The following is a 17045-nucleotide window of genomic DNA, read 5'->3' as shown; positions in this document are numbered from 1 at the left end:
GCGCCGGGCACCCGGGAGGGAACCGGGCGGTGGGTGGGCGCCACCGCCCGGCCGGTGCGCGGGGGTCCAGCGGGTCCGGTCCGCTCCCGCCCGCGCCGATCGGCGGCCCCGGCGGCCGGTGGGGCAACGGCCGGTTCCGGGGGACCGCCGCGGGCGGGTGTCAGAGCGGCAGGAACCGGACGGACCTGAGCAGCAGCCGGTCGCTCGCCGAGCCCCCGGGCGGGAGCAGGTGGGCGGGGCCCGTGCAGCCGGGGAGCAGGTGCACCACCGCGACGTCGTCGGTCAGGTTCTGCGGGGCGAAGGCCGCCTCGCCGCGGTCGGCGGCGTCCTCGGGCACGTCGGTGCAGGAACCGTCGGCCGGGTCGGCGAGTTCGCCGGCGGTCCGTACCCCGAGCTCGTTGACGTAGGTGTACCGGAAGACGCCCCGGGCGGCGACGGCCTGGCCGGGGACGGACCACAGAAGGGCGAGGGCGGCCGCGGCGACGGCTGCGGTGGTGCGGATACGCATGGCGGGGAGAGCTCGCTTTCCCGTCGGTTCGTACTGGGACGGGATCACCCTAGAAGGGGGCCGAACGGGCGAAACGGTTCTCCCGAACGGCTCGCGCGTGTCGAACGGCGGTCCCGCCGGGCCGTCCTGACGCCCGGTCGGCGCCGGGTCCTCTTCGGCCCCTCGCGTCGGATCAGCGGGCGGCGGCGGGTGCCCGCCCGGCGGGGCCTGCCGGACCGGCCCCACCCGCCCCCGCGCCGGGTCAGCAGAACTCGTCGAGCAGTTGGTAGAAGGCGATCCGCCGGGCGTCCACCCCGCCGGGCGGGTCGTAGCGGGTCAGGAAGCGGTCGGCGAGTCCGGGGGCGTCCTGGGCGTCGACGGGGGCGGCGAGGCTGCGGGCGGCGAGCGCGAGGTCGGCGTACCGGTCGGCGCGGCCGAGCCGGCCGAGGTCGACCAGGCCGGTGACCCGCAGGGTGTCGGGGTCGAGCAGGACGTTGGGCGGGCAGAAGTCGCCGTGGCAGACCACCACGTCCTCCACCGCCGGTACGGTGGCGGCCAGTTCGGCCAGCAGCCGGTCGGCGCTCCAGCCGGTGCGCGGTTCGTCCAGGTCGTCGAGGTCGACCAGTCCGGCCGCGGCGGCGTGCCGGGCGTCCGGCAGTGTGACGGCGAGCGTCCGGTCGAACGGGCAGGCCGCGGTGGGGAGGGCGTGCAGCGCGCGGGCCAGGTCGGCGAGCGCGTCGACGACGGCGGGCAGTTGCCCGGCCGGCCAGGGATCGGCGGCGGAGCGCCCGGGGACGGCCCGGGTGAGCAGCCAGCCGCCGGCCGGGCCAATGTCCCGGTCGAGGATCTCCGCGGCCGGGATGCCCCGGGCGGCGAGCCAGGCGGTCCGCTCGGCCTCGGCCGCGAGGTCGAAGCCGGAGTCCGGGTGCGGGGTCGGGTCGGCGATCTTGAGGTAGGCGGTCTCGCCGTGCCGTTCCAGCCGGTACACGGCGGCGCCGGAGCGGCCGGCGGTGACCGGTGTCCAGGTGTGGCCGGTGAAGCGGCGGCGCAGCCCGGCCGGGACCTGCGGGTCCACCGGTCAGTCTCCGGCCGGGCGGGCCATGGCGAACTCCGTTCCGCGGCCGGGCTGTTCGTCGTCGACCGGCTGGACCTGGCCGGTGCGGTGGAAGCCGTGCCGGGCGTAGAGCCGTTCGGCGGGTGCGTTGCCTTCGGCGACCCAGAGCCGGACCGCGGGGCGGCCGAGCGCCTCGGCCCGTTCGAGCGCGGCCCGCACCAGCCGGTCGCCGACGCCGAGACCGCGGGCCTGCGGGTGCACCCACATCGAGACCAGTTCCATCTCCCCCTCGCCCGCGGTGACCAGTCCGACCAGTCCGCGCGGCTCGCCGTCCAGTTCGGCGACCACGGTGTTGCGGGCGGCCAGCCGCTCGCGCCAGCGGTCCTCGGTGAAGGCGGCCTCGCGGGCGTGGGTGGAGCCGAAGGCTTCGGGTGCCTGGGCGAGCGCGGCCAGCCGGACGTCGCGGTAGCGGGTCCACTCGTCGGCGGCCAGGCGGCGGACGGCCGGGGCCGGGGGTGCGGCGGCGGGGGTCGGGGTGGCGGCGGCGGGGGTCGGGGTGACGGAGGGGGTCGGGGTGGTCATGTCCGGGACGATGCCACCGGGCCTGGCGGGTGCGCAATCGGATTGCGGTCCGGGTGGGTCGTCCAGCAGCGACCACAGCCGTGCCTCGTCCTTCTCGCTCAGTCCGAAGGCCGCCGCGAACAGGCGCAGCGTCCCGGCCGACAGCAGGCGGCCGCCGAGGGCCCGGGAGACCCGGTCGCGCAGGGTGCGGGGCAGCGTGTCGCTCTCCTCCCCCTCCCCGTTGACCCACAGCCACTGGGCCAGCACCCGGGTGACGGCGGCCTGGTTGACCGGCGCGGGGGTGGCCCGGGCGACCTGGCGCACCCAGCGCGCACGGTACGGGCCGGGGCGGGCGAGCAGGTCGGCGAGGTGGAGTCCGGCGGCGGTGGGCACGGTGACGCTCCTCCCTGGGGTCGGCGGGCACGGGCCGGCGGGTGCCGCACGGGCCTGCGACACAACTGCGACACAGGGCCGGTACGCTCGCGAGGCCCGCCCATTGGTCCAGACCATAGCGGAGCTGCCGGGCCCGGCGCCACGAACCGTCAGTGCGCTCACCGCAGGCGGGAGTTGGGGCGGCACGGCCGACGTCCGCACCGCAGCACCTGGAGCCCGCCATCGCCCCCACCGCGCACCCCGCCGCGCCCGCCCCGACCGTCCCCGAGCTGCTGGACGCCCGGGCCGCCGAGCACCCGGACCGGGTCGCCCTGCAGGTCCTGGGCGGCGGCGCCGTCACCTACCGGGAGTGGCGCGAGGACGCGCTGCGGGCCGCCGCCGCGCTGGCCGCCGCGGGGGTCGGCCCGGGGAGCCGGGTCGCGCTGCGCTTCGGCAACCACGAGTGGGACCGGTACGCCGTCGCCTTCCTCGCCGTCCAGTACGCGGGCGGCGTCCCGGTGCCCGTCCGGGAGGACCTGGGCGAGCCCGACGCGGCCCGGCTGGCCCGACTCGCGGAGGCCGGGCACACCCTGCGCAGCCCCGCCGCGCCCGTCCTGCCCGGCCCGGCCGACCTGGTGCTGGACGCCCTGCTGGCGGGGCACCCGCGGGTGCCGGACGGGCCGCCGTACCGGGTCCGGCCCGAGGACCCGGCGCAGGTGATCGGCACCTCCGGCACCACCGGCGACCCCAAGGGCGTCCTCGCCGCGCACGGCAACCTCACCGCCGGGCTGTCCCTGCGCCCGCGCCCGCGGCCGTACGCGCACTCCCGGCACGCGCTGCACGCCTTCCCGATCGGTACCAACGCCGGACAGGTGATGCTGCTCGGCGCCCTCACCGGCGCCCCGGCCGTGCTGAGCCTGCCGCGCTTCGACGCCGAGGAGTTCGGCGCGGCGGTGGAGAAGTTCCGGGTCGGCACGGTGTTCCTGGTCCCCTCGATGGCGGTGGAACTGCTCAACTCCGGTGCCGCGCGGCGCCACGACCTGTCCAGCGTGGTCCTGGTCAGCTCCTCGGCCGCCGCCCTGCCCGCCCCGGTCGCCGCCGCGCTGGCCGCGGCGCTGCCGGGTGCGCTGCTGGTCAACACGTACACCTCCGCGGAGGCCGCGCCCGCCCAGCTCTCGGCCGTCTTCGACGCCGCCCGGCCCGGCTCGGTGGGCCGCCCGGCCGACCCGGGCGACCTGCGGGTGCTGGACGCCGCCGGGGAACCGGTGCCGCCCGGCGAGGTGGGCGAGGTGTGGCTGCGCCAGCCCGGCCCGCCGCGCAGCTACCTGGGTGCCCCGGCGGGCGGGCCGGCCGTGTTCTGCGACGGCTGGGTGCGGATGGGCGACCTCGGACGTCTGGACGCCGACGGCCACCTGTACCTGGTCGACCGGGAGAACGACGTCATCAAGTCCGGTGCGCTGAAGGTCTCCACGCTGCGGATCGAGGAGGTGCTGCACGAGCACCCGCAGGTCGCCGACGCGGCGGCGCTCGGGCTGCCGCACCCGGTGATGGGCGCCGTCCCGGTGGCGGTCGTGGTGCCCGGGCCGGACGGCCTCGACCTGGACGCCCTGCGGGTGTTCCTCGGCTCCCGGCTGGGCCGCCCCGAGCTGCCGGTACGGATCGTGACCACCGACCGGCTGCCCAGGAACCCCACCGGGAAGGTGGTCAAGCACCGCCTGCGCCCGCTGTTCGACCGGGAGCCGGACGGGCCGGCCACTCCCCCGGCCTCGGCCGCCGAGCTGCGGCTGGCCGCGATCTGGCGGCGGCTGCTGGGCCGCCCGGTCACCGATGTGGCGGCCGAGTTCTTCGCGCTCGGCGGCGACTCGTTCCGGGCGGTGCAGCTGGCCGCGGCGATCACCGAGGAGTTCGGGGTGGCGGCCGGTACCGCGCTGGTCTTCGAACGGCCGTCGCTGCGCGCCCAGGCCGCCTGGCTGGACGCGCCGGAACGGCCGTCGGCCCCCGCCGGCGGCGGCGCGCCCCCGGCGGCGGGCACGGTGACGCCGTACCTGGCGGCACTGCGGGCCCAGCCGCACGCCGTCGCGCTCAGCTCGCAGCAGGAGAACTTCTTCCGCTGGATGGCCGAGGCACCGGGCCGGGACGCGGGCGCGGTGTGCGCACTGTTCCACGTCACGGACCGGCTGGAGCCTGAGGTGCTCGGCCGGGCGCTCACCGAGGCGGTCCGGCGGCACCCGGCGCTGCGCACCCGCTTCGCACCCGTCGACGGGCGCCCCGGTGTCGTCCGGGCGGTCCTCGACGAGCGGCCGAACGCCCGGATCACCCTGCTGGAGGCGCCCGGCGCGAGCGACGCCGAGACGGACGCCCTGCTGATCGCCGAACGCGACCGGCTGACCGACCTGGCGCGCGACCCGATGGCCCGGCTGCTGGTGGTCAGCCGCGGCCCCGAGGACCACGTGGTGCTGCTGGCCGTGCACCACATGGTCGCCGACGGGTGGTCGGTCGGCGTGCTGCTGTCCGACCTCGGGGTGCTGTACTCGGCGCTGCGGCGCGGGCGCAGCGTACCGCCGGTGCGCACCGGCCCGGACTACCGGGAGCTGGTCGAGTGGTCGAACGCGCACTGGCCCGCGTCCCGGCAGCACTTCGCCGCGGCGCTGGCCGGCGCCCCGGCGGCGGTCGAACCGTTCACCGGCCGCCGGACGGTGGACCAGGTCCTCACCCGGGGGCACGAGTTCACCCTCGGCGCCGAGCGGTCGGCCGCGCTGCGGACCCGGGCGGCGGAGCTGGGCGGCACCCCGTTCCTCGCCGTCACCGCGGCCTGGGCCGGGCTGCTCGCGGCCCGCAGCGGCCGGGACGACCTGGTGGTGATGACCCCGGTGCCGGGCCGTCCCCGGCCGGAGGCCGAGCGGGTGGTCGGCTGCTTCGTGCAGTCGCTGCTGCTGCGGGTGGACACCTCGGGCCGCCCCGGCTTCGCCGAGCTGCTGGACCGGCTGCGGGCCACCGCGACCGCCGCGCTCGACCACCAGCTGTACCCGTTCGCCGAGTTCAGCCCGGCGGCGCCGTTCGCGGCCTGGCTGCGGTACGAGGCCTGGGCGGCGCCCGCCCAGCTGCCCGGGCTGAGGTGCGGCCCGTGGGAGCTGCCGCGCGGCAGCACCGTGCCGTGGCCGCTGCCCGGCGGCGACCTCGGCGTCCCCGAGCTGACGGTGGTCGAGCAGCCCGACGGCAGCCTGCGGTGCTGGCTCCAGTACAACGCGCTGGCCTTCGACGAGCCGGTGATCGCCGCGCTGGCGGCCGACTTCGTGGCGGCGCTGGAGGCCGCCTGCGGCTGAGCCCCCGGCGGCGGGTCCGCCGCCCGGTGACGGGCCGGGCGGCGGACGGACAGGGCCGTGCGGTCAGTGCGCGTCGCCCCGGAGCGCGGCGGCGATCCGCTGCGCCGCGACCGGCCACCCGTGCAGCCGCAGTGCCTCGGCCAGGGTCTCCCCGGCTTCGCGCACCCGCGGACCGGGCGGCCCACCCGAGGCGAGCAGGCGGCGGGCACCCTCGTCGGTACGGTCGACCGCCTCGGCGGTGTCCCCGGCGATCAGCAGCAGCCTGGCCAGCAGCCACAGCGCCTCGACGTGGACGAGGGCATCGCCCGGCCGGTCCGACCGTCCGAGGCGGTCGCACAGGCCCTCGGCCGGACGCGCCTGCGCGGTGGCCTGGTCGAGGAGCCGGTCGAGGTGCTCGTTCAGCGAGGGCGCGCCGGTGATGTGCCGTTCCGCGGCCGACACCACGGCGGCCACCCACTTCGGCTGGGCAGGCCGGTCGAGCGGGACGCGGAGTTCCCCGCCGGAGGAATTGCGCAGGACCAGCTCCCGCCGGCGGCCCGAGGCCAGGACGACCCCGGTGACCAGCCGCTGCCGGCCGTACCGGTGCGCGGTTCCCGTGACGGTCGGCAGCGCGATCCGGGTGGCCGTCAGCGCGTAGTGCTGCTGCCCGGACGGCAGGTCGACGCTCAGGTGGAAGTCACCGTAGTGGGCCCGCAGCGGCGCCCGCAGCGCCTCCATCCGGACGGTCAGGTCATCAGCCAGACCAGTACCGCCAGAGCCACCAGCACCGCTCCCACCAGCGCCGCCAGTACCCCCGGGGCCGGTACCCGCGGTGCCAGGGTGTCCGGGCCCGGGCCCGGACCCTCGGCTTTTCCCAGGCGCTCAACTCCCCTCAGTCGGCCCTCGTGCAGCAGGACGGCCACGTCCTCCCGCAGTTCGGCGGCGGCCCGGCGGGCGCCGTCGGCGCTGTCCAGCAGGTGGGTCGTGAACGCGTACCCGCTCGCCCCGCCGTCGACCAGCTGCCGGGTGCGGGCCCGGAACGCCCGCACCGCGGTCTCGTCACCGGCGGCGCCCGCCCACGATCCGGCGACGTCCTTGCCGTCGGGCGCCTTGTCGCCGGGCGCCGGTTCGCCGCTCTCCGTCGCGCCCTCGCGCAGCGCGTCCAGGATCCGCTGCGTGACGTCCTGGGCCGCCCCGGAGAGCAGCGCGTCGACCAGCTCGGCGTCGAAGGCGGCGTCCACGGCCCGGCCCAGCCCGGCCCTGGCGTCCTCCTCCAGTCCGCACCGCACCAGCCACCGGGCGAGCGCCGGGTCGTCCTGGACGTCGTCGACCACCACCGTGTGCCGGATCGCCGTACCGACCACGTCGGTCCGGCCCGAGGGGATGCCGCTGAGCATGACGGTCGTGCGGCCGGCCGTCCGGCGGACCACGAGTTCGGCGTCCTCGGCGAACTGCCAGGGCGCGACCGCCTCCCACCACGGTTCGGACGGGGCGGCGCCGAGGAAGGCATAGTCCAGGCGCCGCGGGGTGCCGCGGGTCATCAGGTAGGCGCGGGCTCGGCCGCTCACCATTCCTCCACTCGCTGGTCGGCGGGTTCCTTGGCGATGCGTTCCAGGACGGCCTTCAGCTGCTGCTGGCGCTGTGCGGTGGCGACGATGGTCTGCCGGCTGTCCAGGCGGGTGTTGCGGTTGGCGAGGGCCTCACCGGAGACGTAGTAGTCCAGGGCGCCCCAGAAGCCCTTGGGTTCCGCCTTGCGTTCCAGCGCCTGCTGGTAGACCGCGACCGCCGCCGCAGCGCGTCGGCGTTCCTCCACGTCCTGCCCGCCCACCACGCACCGGCACAGTTCCTGCATCACGGTGCCGGCGGCCTTCGGCCGGACCACGGGCGGGATCTCCCGGAACCGGTAGTGCCCGCGGAAGTCCAGCGTGGGATCACCGTAGACGTCCTGCGTGTGGACCCACTCGCCTTCGATCAGGTCCACGCAGCCGTAGGTGTCGATCGGGGCGTAGACCACGCGGATGGTGCGGTTCTTCGCCTCCGCGTTGACCACGGCGACGGTCTCCCGGTACTTCTCCCGCACCAGTTCGCGCAGCCGGGCCGCGTCCCGGCCCTTGCCGCCGTTGTCGTCGAAGTACTTCTCGCACTTCAGCGGGGCCAGCACCAGGACGGCGGGCTCGTCGCGGTGTTCGGGCTGGTTGCGCGCCTGGGCCCACTTGCGGGCCATCGCCTGGACGTCCTCGAAGCCCAGCAGGTCGACCGCGGCCCGTCGCTGGGCGGGCGTGACCGCCTCCATCAGGACCGCCGCCTCCACCGGGACCAGCAGCATCAGGCTCTCGGTGATGTGCGCCTCGCAGGCGGCCCAGCTCTCCTTGACCGCCGCGGTCTGCGGACGGGACTCCGGGTCGAGCCACCCGCCCGGGTAGTCGAGGATGCTGAACGGGATCTGCACGGCGCTGTCCCCGACCGCCTGCAGGCTCACCTCGTACTGCACCATCGACTGGCTGCCGCCCAGCGAACCGGACTCGAACTCCCGGCCCTCGACGGCCCGGCGCAGGTCCCGGCGGTTGCGGCGGACCCGCGCTCCGGTCTCCTCCCCCATGGCCAGGCTGATGCCGCTGCCCGCCAGCATGCTCTCCGTCTCGGCGAGGATGGCGGTGATCAGGGTCGTCTTGCCGACCCTCGCCGGCCCCACCATCGACGCCTTGAACGACAGCGTCAACGTGTCCTCCTCTCGGTGTCGGGGCGCTGTGCCCGCGCGTCGCCGGTCATCCGGCGCAGTTCGGCGACCAGGTGCCGGAGCCGGTGGACCCGGGCCGACACGGCCTGCGGCCCGGTCCGGTCACCGGGCCACAGCCGGTCCTGGAAACCGGCCACCAGCCGGCGGAACTCCGCCTCGGAGGACTCCGACCGCACGAAGGCGTCCTCGAACTGCTCGCCGTAGGCGAAGAGCACCTGGGCGGTGGTCCCCGGCTCCTGGGCGAGCACCCCCTGCGCGTCGTACGCGGCCTGCCGGGCCAGCTGGGTGATCCGCTCCAGCAGCAGTCCGGCGCCCTCGTCCGTGCGGGGCACCGACAGCAGGGTGGCGGGTCCGCTGTCGTGCGCGGGATCGTCCGGTTCCGGGAGCAGGACCTCCAGCGCGCGGCGGACCCGGGGCAGCGCGCGGGTGCGGTAGTCCAGCCGGACGTCCAGCGCGAAGTCCAGGGTCTCGGCGAGTTCCGGGCACGGCTCGGGGGCGTCCCGCAGGACGGCGGCCAGGTCGGACAGCACGTCCCGCGCCGGTCCGGCGGTGTCCTCGACGAGCAGGGTGAGCCGGGGTCCGAGCGCCGCCGCAAGGCCGGCCCAGTACTCGTCCCGGCGCCGGCTCAGCAGGCTGTCGACGGCCGAGAACCGGCGGGCCATCTCCACCCGGATGCGGTTGAGTTCGGCCGACGCGAACGGCAGTGACGCCCGGTCGACCCGGAACCGGTTGAGCGCCCGCTGCCGCCAGGCGTCCGCGCCCTGGCCGAAGCCCTCGAGCACCCAGGCGCGCACCTCCTGGTGGACCTCGGTGATCCGCTCGTAGAACTCGGTGTCCTCGAAGTCGTCGGCCGCCCGGCCCTTGAGGGTGTCGACCCAGCCCTGGACCGAGGCCGCGACCTCGGCCCGCAGCTCCTCCGCCCGGGCGATCGACTGCTCGGTGGAGGTCGGCACCGCGGCGGCCCGCAGCCGCTGCGCCCAGGCGGCGGCCTGGTCGGCGATCCGCTCCCGGCGCTCCTCGCAGACCCGCACCGCGTCCTCGATGGCCGCCCGGTCCATCCGCGGCAGGGCGAGCGCCAGGTGCTCCAGCACCGGCCGCAGCACCTGGTCGCGGACCGCGTCGCGGTCCGCGCCGTCGGCGGCCACCACCCAGTAACCGCGGCCGCCGGAGGCGTTGTTGAGCCGCTTGTCGAGGTCGTCCTGGAGCGCGGCGATGTTCTCGGGCAGGCAGCCGCCGGTGTTGACCAGGACCATCGCGAAGTCCCGGACGTCGGCCGTCGTGCAGACGCTGCCGATGAGCTGCAGCGCGCGGGCGTCCTCCTGGGCCCACATGGAGTTGGTGTCGGTGGGCCGCTTCACCACGATCACGAAGTCGATGTCGTTGCGCAGCCCGTCGAGGTGGTGCTCCTCCGCGCGGGGCACCAGCTCCCCCAGGCCCGGCATGTCCACCAGGCCGAGCGCCGTCAGGTCCTCCAGCGGGAAGGCGCAGGTGATGAAGGCGTCCCGGACGGCGAGGTACGGGCGGGCCGCCTTCGCGGACGGCTCCGGGTAGGCCACCCACTGCCGGATGTCGGAGAGGTCGACGGTCCTGGTCTCGCCGGTCAGGTACGGCCGGTAGCTGTCGACGGCCTCCTGGGCCTCCTGGAGGCGGGCCAGCACCGGGGCCAGCCGCGGCTTGTCCTGCGGCCCGAGCCCGTCGGCGACGTGCGCGTAGCCGTGCCGGGCGAACTCGTCCAGGCTCTGCGGGGCCCGGCCGAGCCCGAGTTCGGCGTGGTAGGGCGCGATCACCTCGGCCAGGAAGGAGGCCGCGGTGTGCATCCGCAGGCGGGCGCCGCGGTCGGAGGCGGAGTGGTAGATGCGGCTGCGGACCGCGGTGACCGGCTGGCCCCGGCCGCTGGGGATCTGCCGGTCGTCCAGTCCGGACAGTGACTGCAGCACGGTGCTCTTGCCGTTGCGGGCCCGGCCGCTGACCCCGATGTTGACGGTGCCGCGGTTCACCCGGGCCCGGACGGTGGCCAGCACCGCGAGGCAGTCCTCCACCGCGGCGGCCATCCCGGCCAGGTCCGGCGCCCCGAGGTCCGGCTGCGCCGGGTCGGGCCCGCCGGCGAGGTCCGGGGCGGCGGCCTCGCCCAGCGTGGCGACCAGCTGCCCGATCCGGGTCCAGCGGTCGATCTCCTCCTCGACCACGGGCCGGTACTCGCCCCGCCTGCGGAGCACCTCGTCGAGTTGTTCCCTGATGCTGCTCACAGCGAGATGTCCCCTGTGCTCATCCGAGTGGGTTTGGTGGTCGCCGCGTCCCGCGGGCGTCCCGGGTACCGGCGCGGCCCCGGACCCCCCGGTGCTCGGCCTCGCCGGATCCTCACGCTAGCAAAGCCGACCTTGCCACGATCGGCACTTGGTAGATCTCTCAACTTCCGTTGCACAAGGGAGATATGACGTGTCGTCGACAACTTCGACCAGGTCCCGGACCGCGCCTGCGGGAGGTGCCGTCAGGGGCCGTCGTGCCGGTAGGCGGTCGGGAACCGGGCGGCGCGGTTCCACGACCGGCACAGCCCCTCCGCCAGGACCCGTTCCGCGTCGGCGTCCGCGGGCAGCGGAAGGTGCAGCGCCCGCAGCAGGTCGAACCGGTGCAGGTCGAAGGCCATCTGCACGGCCGCGCGGTACACCGGCACAGCGTGCACCGCGCTGCGGTACGCGAGGACGCCCAGGGCGGCCGGCAGAAGGGTGAGCAGCACCCACCAGCCGGCCGGCGCCAGCAGCGGCAGGCCCGCGCACGCCGCCACCAGCCCGACGCCTGCCAGGGTGACGGCCTGGTCGAGCGCGTCGCGGGCGTCGTCGGCCAGCAGCCGCGCCCGGTCCGGCAGGACGGGGTACAGCCGGGGCCAGGCCGCCGCCGCGTCCCAGCCGTAAACCGCCCCGACGGCGCCGTACAGCGCCGCGAGGGCGTTGCCGAGCGCCGTGGGCCGTACGTCCGGATCCTGCCGCGGGTACGCCAGGTCCAGCTGCCGGGCCGCCCGGTACGCGGCGTGCAGGAGCGCCGCCCGCTCCGCCGCGGGCCGGGCCGCCAGGTCCGCCGGGAGCGCCGAACTCCGCTCCAAGGCGGCCTTGGCCCGCAGGTGGCGGGCCCGCCACCGGTGCCGGAAGGGCATCGGCCGGGACCCCTGCCACAGCCGGTGCAGGGCGGGCAGCGAGGACTGGGCCAGGAAGGCGGCGACCAGCACCACCAGGAGCAGCAGGGCGATCTCCGCCCCGCCCAGAGCGGTGGCCCTGGCCCAGGCGCGGGAGAACGACACGCCTCCCTGCGGGGCGCCGGCCCACACCAGGCACAGCAGGTAGAGCGCCCCGGCGCACACCGGCACCAGGGTGACCAGCAGGAAGCGGCGGGAGAACACGGACAGCGCCGGCCCGGCCAGGTCGGAGAGGTTCACCGCACCGTGCCCCGCTCCGTCATGGCGTCCCCGTGGACCGAACAGTGCGGAGCGTCTCCGAACACCGTGACCAGCCCCTCCGCGCACCCTGCGACCGGGCACGCGTACGCGATGCCGACGACCGGCCCGGTCGGCCCGTCGATGATCGGGGCGACCAGCCGCAGCCCCTCGCCGCCCGCCATCGGCACCGTCATGCCGTAGTTGTCGCGCAGGTGGGCCCGGCCGGTGACCACCTCGCCCGGCTCGCCCGCGACCCTGATCACGATCCACGGGCGCAGCTGCGGGTCCTGCGCCACGGCCTGTTCGAGCAGGTCGCAGCCCTCCTCGAAGGAGCTGCCGGCGGGCAGTTCCAGGACCAGGGCGTCCGCCGGCGGCGGGGTCGGCGCGGCAGGGTCTGCCAGGTCGTCGAACGTGGTCATGCTGGCCTCCGGTGGCGGTTCAGACTCCGACGTGGACATAGGGCGCCCAGGCCCAGAGCCTGGCCCTGGGCGCGGCGGGCGGTGAGCGCCGGGCCAGCACGGCCCGGTGCAGGTGGCGGGCGGTGCCCGCCGGGTCGAACGGCGGCGGGTCGGACGGCTGCGGGTCGGACGGCTGCGGGCCTGCTGGCTGTGCGTGCGACGGGTGCGGGCCGGACGGTGCCGAGTTGCGGCCGGACGCCGGCGCGTACACCTCGCCCGCGACGGCGGTGGTCTCGGCGGCGTCGACGGGCCACAGGGTGGCGACGGCCTGCCGCCAGCCCGCGAAGGTCATCGCGGCGGCGATGCTGATCAGCTCGTCCGGGGTGCGCGCGTCGACGGTGGCGGTCCGGCACGCCGTCAGCGAGACCAGGACGCCGTCCGTACGCTCGGCCGCGAGGGCGGCGATCGGCACGATCCCGTCCTCCAGCACCAGGCCGCTGCGCTGCGGACGGGCCGGGTCGTGGTGGCCGTGGCACATGACGTGCAGCACCGTGTGGTCCGGCAGCGTCGCCAGGACCCGCCGGGAGTCCGCGCGGCCGTCGGCGAGGACGGTCGCGTCCGGGAAGCGGTCCGCGATCAGCCGGTGCTGGATGTCCGCGCCCGGCAGCGGGGCCGTCCCCGGGACCCGGTCGGCCAGCACACCGAGCACCCTGGGCGGCCCGGTGACGGCCGGACGGACGGCCGCGGCGGCGAGCGCCGCCACGGTCGGGGTGTACGACGGGACCACCCGGTCGACCACGCTCGCGCCCGGCGTCGCGTGGTACCCGGCGGCGTGCAGTGGGAGCAGCGACAGCAGACCGGTGGGGCACCACCAGATCCTCGGGAGGTCCCCGGCACCGTCCGGCGCGGCCACCGCGAGGGCGTCCAGGACGGGGACCGCGACCCGGTCCCAGAGCCACTCGGCCTGCTCGGCCAGGACGCGGTTGAACGGGCCGGTGACACCGACGCCGGGCGCTCCCGCCCGCTCGGCGGCCCGCTCCTCGAACCGCCGGGCCGCCGCCAGGTGGACCTCCGCCCGTGCCTCGACCTCGGCGGCCGTCAGGCCCGCCAGGGGCACCGTGCGGATTCCCGCGCGCTCGACCAGGAGGGCGTCACACCGGTGCCGGGAGACGTTGACCACCACGACCGGGCCGGGGACGCCCTCGCACAGGCCGGCCGCCGCCGGGGCCGCCAGGAACCCCGGGACCAGGGCCCGTGCCTCGGCCACCGCCTCCTCCCACCGGCGGGCCGCGTCCTGGAGGCGGTCCGCGTCCGGGTCCAGCAGCCGCAGCCCGCGCCCGGCCCGGCGCTCGTCGGCCACCGGTCCGGCGGACAGGTCGGCGCCCGGGTGGGCCGCCAGGGAACCGGCCCGCAGTACCGCGGCGGCCCGGCGGAGCCGGTCGGCCAGCACCGGATCGACGGCGTCCACCGCGTCCAGGTCGCTGCGCAGGTCGAGGAGTTGACGCCACAGCACCGCCCTGGCGCTCTCCAGCAGCTCCAGCGCCCCGGCAGGATCGCCGTCCGCCAGGGCGGCGGCAGCCGCGTCGGGCCCCAGCGCGGACCACCGCCGCAGCAGCCCCCGGACCCCGGCCACGTCCAGGCCGACGGCCGCGCAGCGGCGCAGCAGGTCGACGGCGAGCCGGTAGTCGCGGTGCGCCCTGCCGGTGTCGCCGAGCTCGGCAGCGAGCCGCGCGCCGGCCTCCGCGGCGACCAGTCGGCTCGGGAGCGGGGCCGGGTCGGCTGCGGCGACCTCGGCGAGGTGGGCCAGGGCCCGGTCGGCGTGCTGCCGCCCGGAGGCGGCGGCGGGGGCGGGGGCGGTCGTTCCGCCGTCGTCCTCGGCTGCGGCTTCGGTCCCGGCTGCGGCTGCGGCTGCGGCTGCGGCTGCGGCTGCGGCTACGGCTGCCCGGTGGAGGCTCAGTTCGGCCTCGGCCGCGAGCAGCAGCAGCTCGTAGCGGTGACTCGGGGCGAGGCGGCCGTCCTCGAGGGCACCGGAGGTCAGTTCGAGGGCCCGGTCGAGGTCTCCGCGGGACTGTGCCGGGGCGGCTTCGGCGCGGGCGAGCAGCGCGCGGACGAGTTCCCGCAAGGCCCAGGAGTCCGGACGGGCGTCGGGCGGGGTGAGGGCGTGGGCCTCGGTGGCGGTCTCCACCGCCTCGGTGAGCCCGCCCAGGGCCGACTGCCGCAGGGCGGCGGGGTCCGGCGAGGTGACCGCACCCTCGGCACCGCCGGGACCGTCGGACTGGCCTGCCCCGGGCTGCCGCGCGACAGCCGTCGGCGCCTGCGGAGCGGCCGACGGGCCAGCGGGGGCGGGAGTGGCGGCAGCGTCTGCGGCAAGCGCGGTGAGGACCGCGGCCGCCCGGTCGCGCAGCGCCGCGGCCAGACCGGCCAGCAGCGCCGGACCGATGGTGAGGTCGTCGGACGTGGGGCCGTCGAACGTGGTCCGGCAGGCGGCCCGGGCGGCGTCCACGGCGTCGGCGTGGAGCCCCGGCTCGTCGAGCACCCGGGCCGCCAGCCGCAGCGCGATCTGGAGGCCGTGCAACCGGCCCGGCCGGAGCCGCGAGTCCTCGGGGGTCAGCCGCACGATCTCGCGGTGCAGCGCGATCAGGTCCTGCGCGTCCTGCGCGGAGGGTACGGTCTGCAGGCGGGCGGCCAGCAGCGTCCCGAGGTTGTGCCGGCGCAGCGCCTGGTCCTCCCCGCCGCTCAGCGCCACGGCCCGCCGGGCCTGGTCCACCGCGTCCGCGAAGTCCCGTTCGCCTGCGGCCGGCCCCCGCAGCCGGGCGCGTTCCGCGAGCGCGGCGGCAAGGCGGGAACTGCACTCGGCGGCGGCCGGGTGGTCGGGCGGGACGGCGCGGACCGCGAGTGCGGAGGTCAGCACGGCGCCCTGGAGCTGGTCGGTGTCGCCCGTCTCCTGGTAGGTCATCAGCTGGGCCGAGGACAGCACGCAGAGCCTGCCGAAGTCGTCCGGGGAGGACGGGGCCAGCTCGACCGCCGCGGCGGCGCAGGCCAGTGCCTCGCCGAGGTCGTCGCGGTCCGGCCGTCCGTCCACCGTCCGGCGCACCAGCAACGCTTCGGCGAGGTTGCCGAGCGCGCCAGCGCGGTCCGCGGCGGCCGCGGCCGGGACGCCGCGGTCCGGACCCGCGCAGGCCCGCAGGTCGGTGACGGCCGCGTCGATGTCCTGCCTGCCGCCGTAGCGGTCGAAGCGGTCGAGCCGCGCCAGGCCGCGGCAGTTGAGCGCGGCGGCGTGCAGGCCCTCGACGGCCTGCCCGGCACCGGTGTCCGCGACGGCCCGCTCGGCGTTGGCGACGGCCGCGTCGAAGTCGTCCCGGCGGTCACGCAGTTGGGCGCGCCGGCCGAGCAGGTGGGCCAGGTCGATGCGCAGCGCCGGCTCGGGCGAAGCCACTGGTGTTGCAGCTGATTCGGCCCCTGCGGCGGGCAGGCCGTCGGCGAGTTCGACCGCCCGGGTCTGCTCCCTGATCGCCTTGTCCAGGTCGGCGGGGTCGCGGCGGGGGGTTCCGTTCAGGAAGCGGTGCAGGAGCAGCTGCGCGAGCAGAGCGCGGGCCTGGCAGCTCCGCCCGTCCTCCGGCAGGAACGTGACGGCCTCCCAGAGCACCCGGAGGGCACGCTCCAGGAAGCCGGCCTCCGTCGGGTCCACCGGGCTGTACTCGGCCGCTCCCTCGGTCGGCACACCGGCCAGGACGGACAGCGCGGCCCCGAGCGGGACGTTGGCGGCCGCCCGTTCCTCCGAGCGCGCGGGCAGGGCCTGGACCGCGGCGGACAGGATGTCGGCCGCCACCGCCCAACCGGCCCGCGGGTCGTCGCCGCCGCGGTCCGCCGGGCGCGTCCCGGCGGTGTGGTCGGCCTCGAACAGCCGGTCCATCAGCAGCTCGCCCAGGGCGACGGCCGGCTGCGGGTCGACACCGCCGTACCCGGGCGATCCCCGGCGGTAGCGGTCGACGCCGTCCACGGCGGCCGGGAGGTCGGCCGGCCGGCCGTGTTCCAGCAGTGCGCCCGCGAGTGCGGCCCACGGCCGGTGGTCGTCGGGCAGCAGGCCGTGCCCGGAGATCACGTCCTCGGCACCCGCCGGTACCAGCTCGGGCCGGCCCCTGCCCAGAACCTCGGCGAGGGTCCGCGCGGTCCGCTGGTGAGTCAGCCGGTCCCGGGAGTACCGGCCTGCCTCGCAGCGGCAGAGAGCGAACCACAGCGCGAGCCACAGTTCCTCCGGCTCCCCCGTCACACCGCCGCGTCCACCGGCCTGCCGTCCCTCGCGCACCATCGCGGCGACCTCGGCATCGGCGTCCGGGCCGAGGCCGCTGACGTCCCGGTGGCGGAGGTAGGCGACGATGCGGCGGGCCACCGCCGCCTTGAACACGGGATTCACGGCAGGGCTCCTCCGGGTTCGACGGCCGGGGGCCCCGGGGGTCTGCGGCGAAGCCCTTGACCCACAATTTACCGACGAGCCGCCTTGCCTGACGCAGTGTCACCAATTCGAGACCCACCCAGGGGCGCGGGGAACTGCGCGAGACGGAAGGCACCACGCCGCACCACCCGACACCACAACCTCAACGCACCACCCACCCAGGGGCGGGGGGGGGGGGGGGGGGGGGGGGGGGGGGGGAAAACCCCCCCCCCCCCGCCCACCCCCCCCCCCCCCCCCCCCGGAAGGGGGGGGGG

Annotated in this window: 11 protein-coding genes; 1 reads left to right on the top strand and 10 read right to left on the bottom strand. The window is 76.9% G+C overall.

The window, feature by feature from the left end; translation table 11 throughout:
• Positions 1–160: 160 nt before the first annotated feature.
• From AC2TEW_RS25945 to AC2TEW_RS25935, 3 genes are all read right to left on the bottom strand, one after another.
• A complete protein-coding gene (locus AC2TEW_RS25945) occupies positions 161–508 on the bottom strand; it encodes a hypothetical protein (protein ID WP_484625764.1) in 348 nt (115 codons plus the stop codon).
• Positions 509–749: 241 nt separating this feature from the next.
• Positions 750–1538, bottom strand: coding sequence for an APH(3') family aminoglycoside O-phosphotransferase (locus tag AC2TEW_RS25940; protein WP_484625811.1), 789 nt, complete (start codon positions 1536–1538; stop codon positions 750–752).
• A gap of 27 nt (positions 1539–1565) precedes the next feature.
• Entirely contained in the window at positions 1566–2495 is a 930-nt protein-coding gene (locus tag AC2TEW_RS25935) for a GNAT family N-acetyltransferase (protein ID WP_484625763.1), read from the bottom strand.
• Positions 2496–2647: 152 nt separating this feature from the next.
• On the opposite strand from AC2TEW_RS25935, the gene AC2TEW_RS25930 reads away from it, so the two are divergent.
• Positions 2648–5797 carry an AMP-binding protein gene (locus AC2TEW_RS25930; protein ID WP_484625762.1) on the top strand — a complete coding sequence of 1050 codons (3150 nt, stop codon included), beginning with the start codon at positions 2648–2650 and terminating at the stop codon, positions 5795–5797.
• 63 nt (positions 5798–5860) lie between these two features.
• Here the strand turns inward: AC2TEW_RS25930 and AC2TEW_RS25925 are convergent, their stop codons facing one another.
• The 7 genes from AC2TEW_RS25925 to AC2TEW_RS25895 form a co-directional block, all read right to left on the bottom strand.
• Positions 5861–6514, bottom strand: coding sequence for a hypothetical protein (locus tag AC2TEW_RS25925; protein WP_484625761.1), 654 nt, complete (start codon positions 6512–6514; stop codon positions 5861–5863).
• Positions 6515–6522: 8 nt separating this feature from the next.
• Entirely contained in the window at positions 6523–7344 is an 822-nt protein-coding gene (locus AC2TEW_RS25920; RefSeq protein ID WP_484625760.1) for a hypothetical protein, read from the bottom strand.
• Positions 7341–8495: a hypothetical protein gene (locus tag AC2TEW_RS25915; protein ID WP_484625759.1), complete on the bottom strand. Its 1155-nt coding sequence runs from the start codon at positions 8493–8495 to the stop codon at positions 7341–7343. The genes AC2TEW_RS25920 and AC2TEW_RS25915 overlap by 4 nt, the downstream gene beginning before the upstream one ends.
• Entirely contained in the window at positions 8492–10759 is a 2268-nt protein-coding gene (locus tag AC2TEW_RS25910; RefSeq protein ID WP_484625758.1) for a hypothetical protein, read from the bottom strand. Before AC2TEW_RS25910 ends, AC2TEW_RS25915 begins: the two co-directional genes overlap by 4 nt.
• A gap of 242 nt (positions 10760–11001) precedes the next feature.
• A complete protein-coding gene (locus AC2TEW_RS25905; protein ID WP_484625757.1) occupies positions 11002–11940 on the bottom strand; it encodes a hypothetical protein in 939 nt (312 codons plus the stop codon).
• Positions 11937–12359: a hypothetical protein gene (locus AC2TEW_RS25900; RefSeq protein WP_484625756.1), complete on the bottom strand. Its 423-nt coding sequence runs from the start codon at positions 12357–12359 to the stop codon at positions 11937–11939. The genes AC2TEW_RS25905 and AC2TEW_RS25900 overlap by 4 nt, the downstream gene beginning before the upstream one ends.
• 19 nt (positions 12360–12378) lie before the next feature.
• Positions 12379–16752 (bottom strand): CHAT domain-containing protein, encoded by a 4374-nt coding sequence (locus AC2TEW_RS25895; RefSeq protein WP_484625755.1) that lies wholly within the window; start codon positions 16750–16752, stop codon positions 12379–12381.
• Positions 16753–17045: the final 293 nt, after the last annotated feature.

Source organism: Kitasatospora sp. NEAU-CNBT7 (genome assembly GCF_057220535.1).
The sequence above is the reverse complement of the archived record's forward strand: the minus strand, read 5'-3'. Positions and strand labels throughout refer to the sequence as shown.